Consider the following 11,219-nt stretch of genomic DNA (forward strand, 5'->3'; position numbering starts at 1 on the left):
GCTTTGCAGGCCGGTCCTTGGTGACATTCTATTGACCACTCTGGCGATAATGTCACGTTGGGTTGGGGATTGTTCCCGATTCAGCGTAAGTTCAGGACTTGGGGGTTCCATGCGTGATGACTGGATTTTCGATGTCCTGGAAGACCTGCACAATTTCGCGCTGACCAACGGCCTGCCTGCCCTTGCGGCACAGATTCACACAGCGCAACAGGTGGCCGAAGCCGAGATTTCGGCCCTTGCGGAAAACGGCGACGAAGCGCGCGGCCGTGCCATGGCAAATGGCGGTGGCAGGCCAAACTGACGCCCTCTCGCCATTGCGGTGCGGCTGGTCTATGGTCCGCCGCATGCAGAAACCCGCACTTCAGTTTTCCGACGATCAGGCCGAAGCCTGGGACCGCGTGGCCGAACGGCTGCGCGGCATGGGGATCGACATCGCGGACGGCACACTGACCCCGCCAGTCGAGGGCAAGAACACCGTTCTGGCAGTGATCGGCAAGGCCGGTTCGGGCAAGACCATGCTGCTGGCCAATCTTTACAAGGCCTTGCAGGATGCCGGGGTGGATATTGTCTCGGGCGATTATGAAGGCAAAAAGCGCAAGGACCGCCGCACGCTGGCAATTCTGGCGCCGACAAACAAGGCCGCTTCGGTGCTGCGGATGCGTGGCGTTCCGGCGACGACGATCCACCGTATCCTCTATACTCCGGTCTATGACCCGCAATACGAATTGATCGCCGAATGGCTGGCGGGAAATGCCAAACGGCCGGAAGTCGAGGGCCTGACCGAACAGGCGCTGGACCGGGCGAAGGCGTTCTACGATCAGGTCGCCTCAATCCCTGGCGCGCTTGCGGCGGCGGGTTTGCGCGGGTCCGATTTCATCAAGGGTTGGAAACGGCGGGAAGAGCCGCTGGACGTGGGGTTCATCGACGAAAGCTCGATGCTCGACGACCGGCAATTCGATGACCTGCGCGAGATCTTCCCTTCGCTGGTGCTGTTCGGTGATCCGGCGCAGCTTGCCCCGGTGGGGCAAAGCGGCCAGATGGTGTTCGACACGCTGGGCGAGCATGCGAAGCTGATGCTCAGCCGTATTCACCGGCAAGCCGAGGGCAACCCGATCCTCGATCTGGCACATGCGCTGGCAGACCCCGATCTGCGCTTCGAAGAGTTCGAGCGCATGGTTGAAAACGCCGCCCGCAGCGATGACCGCGTGATCTGGGCGGAACGTGTGGACAGCGAGATGATGGCGCGCAGCCCGGTGCTGGTCTGGCGCAATGCGACGCGCATCCGTCTCATCAACGCGTTCCGCGCCGTGCATGGCGCGCCGGAAGATGCACTTCTGCCCGGCGAACCACTGATCTGCGACGGCATCGAACTGCCCTTGAAACACCGCAAGAAACGCATTGATCTGGAGGCGCGGGGCCTGATCAAGGGCGCGCAGGTGATCTATCTTGGCCCCGGCACGCGGTCGGGCTTTGCCCGGCTACATGTCATCGGCGCGGAGGAACCGCAACTGTCCGCCGCCTCGATCATCAAGATCGAGAAGCCGGATGAGGAAGAACCCTTCATCCCGCAGGCCGCCACCATGGGTGCGACCTTTCTGCATGGTGCGGCGGTGACCATCCACAAGGCGCAGGGGTCGCAATGGCCCGAGGTGCAGGTCTTTGCCCCCGACCTTTGGGCGGCGGCGCAGGCCGGGCGCACCGAGGCGGGCATTCCGCTGTGGAAACGGCTGGCCTATGTGGCGATCACCCGTGCCGAAAAACGGCTGCACTGGGTGGTGCGCAACCGCCTTGGCCGCCCGCAGGCCCCGCTTGGGGTCGATGATCTTCGCGGCCAGTCGGCCGCGCCGCTCAGCCTCCGCCCGGAGAGCTGAGCGCAAATTTCTTGATCAAGAAATTTGCAAAAGTCTTGCAAGACTTTTGCCCGTCCCCCGCGCTAGTCTCGCGCTGAAAGGAGCCCTTCATGACCTGCGTTTTCGTCCAGTTCCGCTGCACCCCCGGCCAGACCTACAGCGTCGCCACCGCCATCTACGACCGCGAGGTGGTGAGCGAGCTTTATTCGACTTCGGGCGAATATGATCTGATCGCAAAGGTTTACATCCCCGAGGGCGAGGATGTGGGCCATTATCTGTCGGAACGTCTGTTCGACATTCCGGGCATCATGCGCACGCTGACGACGATGACCTTCAAGGCGTTCTGAGGATCAGGAAGGCCGCCCCGGTTGCCCCGGCGGGGTCATCACCGGCTGGACCGGCTCTTCGCTCAGGTCCAGCGTCGCCCAGTCGCGGTCGGTGCCGGTAGGGGGCAGATCACCAGATTTCAGCTTGTCAGCCATATGCGCCTTGGCGATGAAATTCGCGGTGATCGGCGCAGTGAGGAACAGGAACAGCGTGATCAGCAGTTCGTGCCAGCTCACCTCGTTGCGCCAGACAATTGCATGCAGCATCGAGGCGATCAATGCGCCACCAACGCCCAGCGTAGACGCCTTGGTCGGCGCATGCAGCCGGGTCATCAGATCGGGCAGCTTGATCAGACCATAGCTGCCGACAAGGGCAAACACACCTGAAATGACCAGCAGGGCCGCGACAAGAATTTCCGCAAACATCTGTCAGCCCCTCATTCGATGATGTCGCCGCGCAGGATGAACTTCGCATAGGCGACGGAAGACACAAAGCCGGTCATGGCGAAAAGCATGGCAGCCTCGAAATACAGCCCGGTGCCGATCGAAATGCCGTAGATCACGATCAGCGCGATCATGTTCACGACCATCGTATCCAGCGCCAGCACGCGGTCGGGGATCGAAGGCGCGAAGATCACACGCCACAGGCAGATCAGAACACCAATGCCGTAGCAGGCGAAAGCGAAGGTGAGGGCGGCTGCGATCATTCGAAAATCCTCATCAACCGTGTCTCGTAACGCGACTTGATGTCATCGCGGATGGCATCTGCATCGGTGGCGTCAAGACAATGCACCAGAAGCGCGCGGCCATCGGCCGACATATCGGCGGTGACGGTGCCGGGCGTCATGGTGATGGTACCGGCCAGAACCGTGATTGCCTCGGGCGTGCGCAGGTCCAGCGGCACGGTCACCCACAGCGGTTGGATCTGCGACTTCGGCTTGAACAGCACGATCAGCGCGACGGTGATGTTCGACTTCACAATGTCATAGATCACGATCAGCATGAATTCGGCGGCGGCAAGCCAGTTCTTCACCATGGGCCGGTCGGGCCAGTAAGGCGCGGTCAGCAGCGGGATGGCAACCGACAGGATCGCGGCAAAGACGAGGCTGCCCCATTTGAAGTCATTGACCAGCAGCAGCCAGGTCAGGATCAGCAGGGCCGAGAGGCCGGGGTGCGGCAGGAATTTGCGCAACATCTTACTCCGCTCCCAGTTTGTTGGCGGCGATATAGGCGTCGGGGTCGTGCAGCATGCGGGCGGTCTGTTCCAGCCAGCCGGTCGCGGGGCCGGCGGCGATGGTCCAGACGGCGAGTGCCGCCAGCAGCCCGCCCACGGCGGCAAAGGCCAGCGGTTGTGCAGGATGCGTCGGCAGGTCGCCGGGCGTGCCCTGCGATTTCCAGAACAAGGTGGAACCCGCGCGGCTGAAGCCGAGGATCACAAGGAAGGAACTCATCAGGATCGCGCCCCAGACGATCGCCATGTCCGGCCCCCGGGTGGCGTCGAGGATCAGCAGCTTGCCAAGGAAGCCCGAAAGCGGCGGCATCCCGGCGGTGGCGATGGCCGAGGCCATGAAGAACGCGGCCAGCAAGCCGTTCTGGGGCAGGGGGGGCAGCGCCTCGGTCAGCGTACCGGTGCCGCGGCGGCTGATCACCAGATCGGCAATCAGGAACAGCGCGCCGCCTGCCAGCGTCGAATGCACGGCATAGTAAAGCGCGGCAGCCGTCGCCTCGGGGGTGAATTGCGCGACGGCGGTGAACAAGGTGCCCATCGAGGTGATGGCGGCAAAGGCCGCGACCCGCCCCAGATTGCGCGCACCCATCACGCCGAAGGCGCCGACGAACAGCGTGATCAGCGCGGCGGGCAGCAGCAGGTCGGCGAACAGCAGGCCGGTTGCGGGCAGGTCTTCCGGGAAGAACAGGGTATAGCAGCGGATCACCGCATAGGCGCCGACCTTGGTCATCACAGCAAACAGTGCGGCGACCGGGCCCGGCGCCTCGGCATAGGTGGCGGGCAGCCAGAAATGCAGCGGCACCAGCGCACCCTTGATGGCAAAGACCATCAGCAGCATCACACCAGCCGCACGGATCAACGCGAAGTCGCCCTCCGGCAGGCCCGGCAGTTTTGCCGCAAGGTCGGCCATGTTCAGCGTGCCGGTCACCGAATAGATCGTGGCAAGGGCAAACAGGAACAGGGTGGAACCGAGCAGGTTATAGGCCACATACTGCACCCCGGCCTTCAGCCGGTCACGGCCACCGCCGTGGATCATCAGCCCGTAACTGGCGATCAGCAGCACCTCGAAGAACACGAAAAGGTTGAAGGCGTCGCCGGTCAGGAAGGCGCCACAGACGCCCATCAGCTGAAACTGCCAGAGCGCGTGGAAGTGGCGGCCATTGCGATCCCAGCCGGTGCCGATGGCATAAAGCTGCACGACCAGCGCAAGGAAGGCAGTCAGCACCACCATCAGCGCCGAAAGCCGGTCCAGCACCAGCACGATGCCGAAGGGCGCGGGCCAGTCGCCAAGGAAGTAAACCTCGGGGCCGTTCACGGTGGCGCCATGCAGCAGCATGACCGACACGCCCAGCAGCGCCACAGTGGCGGCGGTGGAAAACACCCGCGCCAGATCCAGCGTGGTGCGCAGCACCAGCAGGGTGAAGGCGCCCATGATCGCGGGCAGGACAACCGGAACGATGATCCAGTGGTGCATCACTTGTCATCCTCCGCGAGGTCGATGCGGTCGTCGCCGGATTCGAGGAAAGCCCCCAGCGCCATCATCACGATCACCGCAGTCATGCCGAACGAGATCACGATGGCGGTCAGCACCAGCGCCTGCGGCAGCGGATCGGTGTAGCCCGCGGCGGTTTTCGACAGGATCGGCGGCAGCCCGGTCACGATGCGGCCCGAAGCAAAGATGAAGGCATTGCAGGCATAGGACAGCAGCGCCAGCCCCACGATGACGGGGAAGCTGCGCAGGCGCAGGATCAGATAGATGCCCACGGCGGTCATCAGGCCCACGGCGGAGGCGACAAGGATTTCCATGTTACTTCGCCTCCTCGGCCGCTACGGCGGTCTCGTCTTCAGGATGCACGTCATAGGCTTCGACATTCACGGTCTGGCCCGCGCGGATGGCGATGCGCGACAGCGAGGACAGCGCCAGCATCACCGCGCCCAACACGGTCAGGAACACGCCGAGGTCAAACAGTGCGGCGGTGGCAAGCTCGAACTCCTCAAGTCCCGGCAGGTGGAAATAGCCATAGGCCGAGGTCATGAAGGGCACACCGGCGAACCACGATCCGATGCCAGTGGCGGCGGCGATCAGCACGCCCGCGCCGATCAGGCCGTGATAGTCGATCTTCTGGCGAGCCGCTGTCCAGGCAAAGCCTGAAGCCATGTATTGCATGACCAGCGCAATGGCGACCACAAGGCCCGCAATGAAGCCGCCGCCGGGCACGTTATGGCCGCGCAGGAAGATATAGATCCCCACCATCAGCGCGATGGGCAGCATCATGCGGGTCGCCACCACCATCATCAGCGGGTGACGATCGCCCGCATCGGGGGAATCGCCGACCCAGTTCAGCAGCCTTGTATTGGCCGGACCGGGGCGCAGCAGCGCCTCGGTCAGCGCATAGATCAGCGTGGCGGCGATGCCCAGAACGGTAATCTCGCCAAAGGTATCATAGCCCCGGAAGTCCACGAGGATCACGTTCACCACATTGGTCCCGCCGCCTTCCGTCTTGGAATTGGCAAGGTGGAAATCGGCAATGGTCGGAAAGGCGAAATCGCGGGTCATCAGCGCGTAGATCAGCCCGCCGACCGCCAGACCGCCCGCACCCGCCAGCACCGCATCGCGCAGCTTGCGGCCTGTCGGGCTTTCCGAAGGGGTGTATTTGGGCAGGAAGTTCAGCGCCAGCAGAAGCAGGATCACCGTGGCAACCTCGACCGAGATCTGCGTCAGGGCCAGATCGGGGGCCGAAAGGTAGGCGAAGCCCACGCTGACCACGAGGCCGATCACCCCCACCAGAACCAGCGTCAGAAGGCGTTGCCGGTGCAGGGCGGCCACGGCGACCGTGGCAGCCATCAGGGCCAGCCAGCCGATTGCCGCGACCGGCTCGATCTCCATCAACGGGCGGGTGCCGGGGGTGTGGCTGCCGCTGAAGAAGGCATAGGCGCCGACGGCGACGATGGTGGCGGTGGCCGCCCCCAGATAGTCGCCCAGCCGTCCGGTGTGCAGGGCGCGGGTCAGCATTCCGGCCAGCCGGGCCAGCGGCTCGATGATCGCGTCGAAGATGCGCTTGGCCTCGGGGCGCGGGCTGGCGAGCCAGATCCGGTCCAGCGCGCCATGCAGGCCCAGAAGCATCAGACCGCCACCGATGGCCGCCAGCGACATCCACAGCGCCGGGCTTTCCAGCCCGTGCCAGTGCTTGATATGAGCCTGCACGCCCTCGCCTGTCACCGCGCCGGCGGCCGCATCGACCAGCCATGCGGCGAAGGTCATCGGCATCAGCCCGATCAGCACCACCAGAACCGCCAGCAGGGCAGGGGCCGCCCACATGCCGAAGCCGGGATCATGCGGCTTGTGCGGATAATCGTCGCGCACCGGGCCAAGGAAGGTATGGGCGATCAGCCGGAAGGAATAGGCGACCGAGAACAGCGCCCCGATCACCGCCAGCGCCGGGATGACCCAAGGGGCGGTATGGGCGGCTTCCTCCAGCATCATCTCCTTGGACAGGAAGCCGTTGAAGGGCGGAATGCCCGCCATTGACAGCCCCGCCACCGTGGCGATGGTGAAGGTGACGGGCATCAGGTGCCGCAGCCCGCCCAGCCGCTTGATGTCGCGGGTATGGGCCTCGTGATCGACGATGCCGGCCGACATGAACAGCGCCGCCTTGAAAGTGGCGTGGTTGATGATGTGGAACACCGCGACCGTTGCCGCCGCCTTGGTGCCAAAGCCCAGCAGCATGGTGATCAGGCCCAGATGCGACACGGTGGAAAACGCGAGCAACGCCTTCAGGTCATCCTTGAAGAAGGCGATCTTGGCGGCCATGACCATGGTGAACAGCCCGGCCGATGTCACGATCCAGAACCATTCCGGCGTGCCCGCCAGCACCGGCCACATGCGCGCCATCAGGAAGATGCCCGCCTTCACCATGGTCGCCGAATGCAGATAGGCCGAAACCGGGGTGGGGGCGGCCATGGCATGCGGCAGCCAGAAGTGGAACGGGAACTGCGCCGATTTGGTAAAGGCGCCCAAGAGGATCAGGATCAGCGCCGGCAGATACCAGTCGCTTGCCTGAATCTCGGCCTTGTGTTGCAGGATCACCGTCAGGTCATAGCTGCCGACGATATTGCCAAGGATCAGCATGCCCGCAATCATCGCCAGCCCGCCGCCCCCGGTGACGGTCAGCGCCATGCGCGCGCCCTGGCGCCCCTCGGGCAGGTGTTTCCAGTAGCCGATCAGCAGAAAGGACGACAGCGAGGTCAGTTCCCAGAAGACCAGCAGCAACAGGATGTTGTCCGACAGCACGATCCCCACCATCGCGCCCTGAAACAGCATGAGATAGGTGTAGAACTGCCCCATCGGATCGCGCGGCGACAGGTAGAAGCGCGCGTAAAGGATGATCAGCAGCCCGATCCCGAGGATCAGACCTGCGAACAGCAGGCCCAGCCCGTCAAGGAAGAAGGTTGCGTTCAGACCCAAGGCTGGCAACCAGTCGATCCGGGTCTGGATCGCCTCGCCGCGCAAGACGGCGGGGATATGCAGAAGCAGTCCCACAAGGGCAAGAAGCGTGACTGATCCGGTGACCGTGGCGCAGGCATTGCGCCCCGCACGGATCAGGAGACCGGGGAGGAGCGCGCCGAGAAATGGCAGCGCAGCGATCAAGGCAAGTGACATACCGGGGGCGTTCCGTCTTTGGCCGTTCTCGGGCGTCGTGTCTGGTCGGGCTGGCTTTGGCCCTATATGGGCCAAATACCGGGTGGAGCAAGCATTTCCGGGCCAGAAACCGTTTCACGGGCCGGGATTTCCGCATGATTGCGCCATCATCGCCCCACGAGGCCGGTCTGCCTAGCCCTCGGTCAATACCGCACCCTGTTCGAGCAGATAGCGTTGTGCAAGGGGAATCGCCGCCGCACCCAGCGCACGGGCCTCGGGGCCAATGGTGCCTTCGCGGATCTGCGGCGGGTCGATGCCTTGCAGGTCCATGCGATGAAGTGCCGCATGGGTGCGCCGGGTGATCTCGGCCCGGATTTCGGGGGGCATCCAGCCGTCGATCAGCACCGCCCCCAGTTCCAGCAGCGCCGAGGCGCTGATGATGGCCGCCGCCAGCCCTTCGGCGGCTTCGGTCATCCAGTCGTCCAGAATGGTGGGGCTGACATGCCAGGGCGCGGGGTTCTCCCACAGATGGGCGGAGTCCTCGCCTGCGGCCTCCATCGCGGCGGCGAGGCTCGACAGCGAGGCGATGGTCAACAGCCGCCGCATCCGCCCGTCGCGCCCCGGCACCAGCATCGGCCCGACGCCCGCGGCATTGCCGCTGCGCCCGGTGAACAACTGCCCGTTGATCACCAGACCGCCGCCAATGAAATAGCCGAAGTAGAAATACAGAAAGTCGTTCGGCTTTTCGCCGGTGCCGAAAACCAGTTCGGCCCCGCAGGCTGCGGTGGCGTCGTTCTGCACGCTGGCAGGAAGGCCGGTCGCCGCTGCCAGTTCCGCCGCGATGTCGATGCGGCGCCAGGCATCCATTTCGGCCTGTGGCGCGCCAATGAACTGAACCCAGCTCCACAGTTGGAAGGGCATGGCGACGCCCATTCCGGCAACACGGTCGCGCAGGGTTTCGGGCAGGGTGGCGCAGAGCGCGGGCACCGCTTCGGCGGCGAAGGCCAGCACCTGATCGGGGGTCGGATAGCGATAGACCCGCCGCCGGGTGGCGCGCACCTTGCCGGTGAAATCCACAAGGCTCAGGTCAGCCGACCGCCGACCGATCTTCAGACCCAGAAAGAAGGCGCCGTCCGCCGCCAGCGACATCGGCACCGAGGGTTGGCCGATCCTGCCGCGCACGGGCTCGCCCCGCGCCAGCAACCCGTCCTGTTCCAGCGCGCGCATGATCACCGACACGGTTTGCGCCGACAGGCCGGTGATGCGCGCGATGTCTGATTTTGCCAGTGCGCCATGCTGGCGCAGCAGGCTCAGGACAAGGCGTTCGTTATGGGCCCGCATGCCGGACTGGTTGGACCCGCGCGTGCCCGGCTCGGGAAACGACCGTTCGGTGGCTGTGGTCACATGCGGCACGTCCGTCTCCTATTGATCCCCGCCGCTCTGGCCTTGATGGGCAGCTGGGCGCGTTTGCGGGCCGATCACACCCTTACGCAGTATCACATTGCCGTATAGCTCCGGCTCGCCGGTGGCAATGATCGCATAGGCGCCGCGGATGCGCGGATACAGCGCTGCGCCCGCCAGCGGTTGCACCGCGTGTCCCGGTGCCAGGGCGGCGCAGGCCGCGTCGATGCGGTGATGGATCTCGCCCGCCTGAACCGGGTCGTTGTTCAGCGCGGCGCGAAGGATCGGGGCAGGGACATCGCGGTCCAGCGGCAGCACAGCCAGAATGGCCGACAGCACATCAATCATTCCGTGCCCGTCTGCGCGGATCAGCCGCTGCGCATGGCTTTGCGCAGGGTAATTGGCATCGACCAGCGCAATCTCGTCGCCATGCCCCATCGCGCGTAGGGCAGAAAGCATTTCGGGCCCAAGCAGGGCGGGCAGACCGATCAGCATGGAATTTCCCCCTCCTGGGGGCGGTTTGCCCGAGTCATGGGCGGAATGTGAATGGTATCCCCAGAGTGGAGGGAAGGCAGGTTGACTGTCAATATTAAATCAGACTGATTTATTTATCTTGACCCGCCGCCGGGAATCAGGCTTTCTATGCCCATCGCAGCGAGTGAGAGGCGCTGTGTTCGCTTCGGCAACAGGGGGCGCAATGCCCCGTCCCTGGGAGGAACAGACATGAAATTCAAGACCAAGGCCCTTGCGGGCGCAGCCGCGATTGCCCTGATGTCGGCGGCTCCGGCCATGGCAGAGGGCGTTTCGGCCTGCCTGATCACCAAGACCGACACCAACCCCTTCTTTGTGAAGATGAAGGAAGGCGCCGAGGCCAAGGCGGCCGAACTGGGCGTGACGCTGAAATCCTATGCCGGCAAGATCGACGGCGACCATGAAAGCCAGGTTGCGGCGATCGAGGCCTGCGTGGCCGATGGCGCCAAGGGCATCCTGCTGACCGCCTCGGACACCAAGGCCATCGTCGATGCGGTGAAGGCTGCCCGCGACGCCGGCGTCCTGGTCATCGCGCTGGACACGCCGCTTGACCCGATCGACGCCGCCGATGCCACCTTCGCCACCGACAACTTCCGTGCCGGCCTGCTGATCGGCGAATGGGCCAAGGCCACGCTGGGCGACAAGGCCGCCGAGGCCAAGATCGCCATGCTGGATCTCGCCATCTCGCAACCCTCGGTCGACGTGCTGCGCGATCAGGGCTTCCTGCAGGGCTTCGGCGTCGACCTTGCCGACCCGAACAAGTGGGGCGATGAAAGCGATGCCCGCATCATCGGCAACGAAGTCACCTCGGGGAACGAGGAAGGCGGCCTGAAGGGCATGGAAGCGCTGCTGACCAAAGACCCGGACATCAACGTCGTCTACACGATCAACGAACCCTCTGCCGCCGGGGCCTATGAGGCGCTGAAGGCCGTGGGGCGTGAAAAGGACGTGCTGATCGTTTCGGTCGATGGCGGCTGCCCCGGCGTTGCCAATGTCAAGGATGGCGTGATCGGCGCCACCTCGCAGCAATACCCGCTGCTGATGGCATCGCTTGGCATCGAGGCGATTGCGAAATATGCCGCAGACGGCACCAAGCCCGCGCCCTCCGAAGGCAAGGACTTCTTCGATACCGGCGTGGCGCTGGTGACCGACAAGCCGGTGGACGGCGTTGAATCGATCGACACCGCCAAGGGCACGGAACTGTGCTGGGGCTGATTGCCCGGCATTGATCCAAAACCCGAAAA

Annotated in this window: 12 protein-coding genes; 4 read left to right on the plus strand and 8 right to left on the minus strand. The window is 64.4% G+C overall.

Annotated elements, in window-relative coordinates; genetic code table 11:
* Positions 1–109 precede the first annotated feature (109 nt).
* The 3 genes from D2N39_RS08730 to D2N39_RS08740 all read left to right on the plus strand — a co-directional run bounded on the left by D2N39_RS08730 (position 110) and on the right by D2N39_RS08740 (position 2,197).
* Complete coding sequence (locus D2N39_RS08730) at positions 110–301, plus strand: hypothetical protein (protein WP_119134408.1); 192 nt, start codon at positions 110–112, stop codon at positions 299–301.
* Positions 302–344: 43 nt separating this feature from the next.
* On the plus strand, positions 345–1,871 hold the full coding sequence (locus tag D2N39_RS08735; RefSeq protein ID WP_119134675.1) for an ATP-dependent DNA helicase: 1,527 nt from the start codon (positions 345–347) through the stop codon (positions 1,869–1,871).
* A gap of 89 nt (positions 1,872–1,960) precedes the next feature.
* Positions 1,961–2,197 (plus strand): Lrp/AsnC ligand binding domain-containing protein, encoded by a 237-nt coding sequence (locus D2N39_RS08740; RefSeq protein WP_119134409.1) that lies wholly within the window; start codon positions 1,961–1,963, stop codon positions 2,195–2,197.
* Positions 2,198–2,200: 3 nt separating this feature from the next.
* Here D2N39_RS08740 and D2N39_RS08745 read toward each other — a convergent pair whose 3' ends face one another.
* From D2N39_RS08745 to D2N39_RS08780, 8 genes are all read right to left on the minus strand, one after another.
* Positions 2,201–2,602 (minus strand): Na+/H+ antiporter subunit G, encoded by a 402-nt coding sequence (locus D2N39_RS08745; protein WP_119134410.1) that lies wholly within the window; start codon positions 2,600–2,602, stop codon positions 2,201–2,203.
* 11 nt (positions 2,603–2,613) lie between these two features.
* Positions 2,614–2,883, minus strand: coding sequence for a K+/H+ antiporter subunit F (locus tag D2N39_RS08750; protein ID WP_119134411.1), 270 nt, complete (start codon positions 2,881–2,883; stop codon positions 2,614–2,616).
* Positions 2,880–3,371 carry a Na+/H+ antiporter subunit E gene (locus tag D2N39_RS08755; protein WP_119134412.1) on the minus strand — a complete coding sequence of 164 codons (492 nt, stop codon included), beginning with the start codon at positions 3,369–3,371 and terminating at the stop codon, positions 2,880–2,882. Before D2N39_RS08755 ends, D2N39_RS08750 begins: the two co-directional genes overlap by 4 nt.
* 1 nt (position 3,372) lies before the next feature.
* Entirely contained in the window at positions 3,373–4,878 is a 1,506-nt protein-coding gene (locus D2N39_RS08760) for a monovalent cation/H+ antiporter subunit D (RefSeq protein WP_119134413.1), read from the minus strand.
* Positions 4,878–5,210, minus strand: a complete 333-nt coding sequence (locus D2N39_RS08765) for a Na+/H+ antiporter subunit C (protein ID WP_054302662.1) — start codon at positions 5,208–5,210, stop codon at positions 4,878–4,880. Before D2N39_RS08765 ends, D2N39_RS08760 begins: the two co-directional genes overlap by 1 nt.
* A gap of 1 nt (position 5,211) precedes the next feature.
* The gene (locus tag D2N39_RS08770) at positions 5,212–8,064 is read right to left on the minus strand and encodes a monovalent cation/H+ antiporter subunit A (RefSeq protein WP_119134414.1); all 2,853 of its coding nucleotides are present in this window, start codon (positions 8,062–8,064) and stop codon (positions 5,212–5,214) included.
* Between the two features lie 171 nt (positions 8,065–8,235).
* Positions 8,236–9,384, minus strand: coding sequence for an ROK family transcriptional regulator (locus D2N39_RS08775; RefSeq protein ID WP_119134676.1), 1,149 nt, complete (start codon positions 9,382–9,384; stop codon positions 8,236–8,238).
* Positions 9,385–9,465: 81 nt separating this feature from the next.
* Positions 9,466–9,939, minus strand: coding sequence for an RbsD/FucU family protein (locus D2N39_RS08780; RefSeq protein WP_119134415.1), 474 nt, complete (start codon positions 9,937–9,939; stop codon positions 9,466–9,468).
* Positions 9,940–10,215: 276 nt separating this feature from the next.
* Between D2N39_RS08780 and D2N39_RS08785 the strand changes: the two genes are divergently transcribed.
* Positions 10,216–11,190: a sugar ABC transporter substrate-binding protein gene (locus D2N39_RS08785; protein WP_233557109.1), complete on the plus strand. Its 975-nt coding sequence runs from the start codon at positions 10,216–10,218 to the stop codon at positions 11,188–11,190.
* Positions 11,191–11,219: the final 29 nt, after the last annotated feature.

This window comes from Gemmobacter lutimaris (genome assembly GCF_003570715.1).
Classification (GTDB): domain Bacteria; phylum Pseudomonadota; class Alphaproteobacteria; order Rhodobacterales; family Rhodobacteraceae; genus Gemmobacter; species Gemmobacter lutimaris.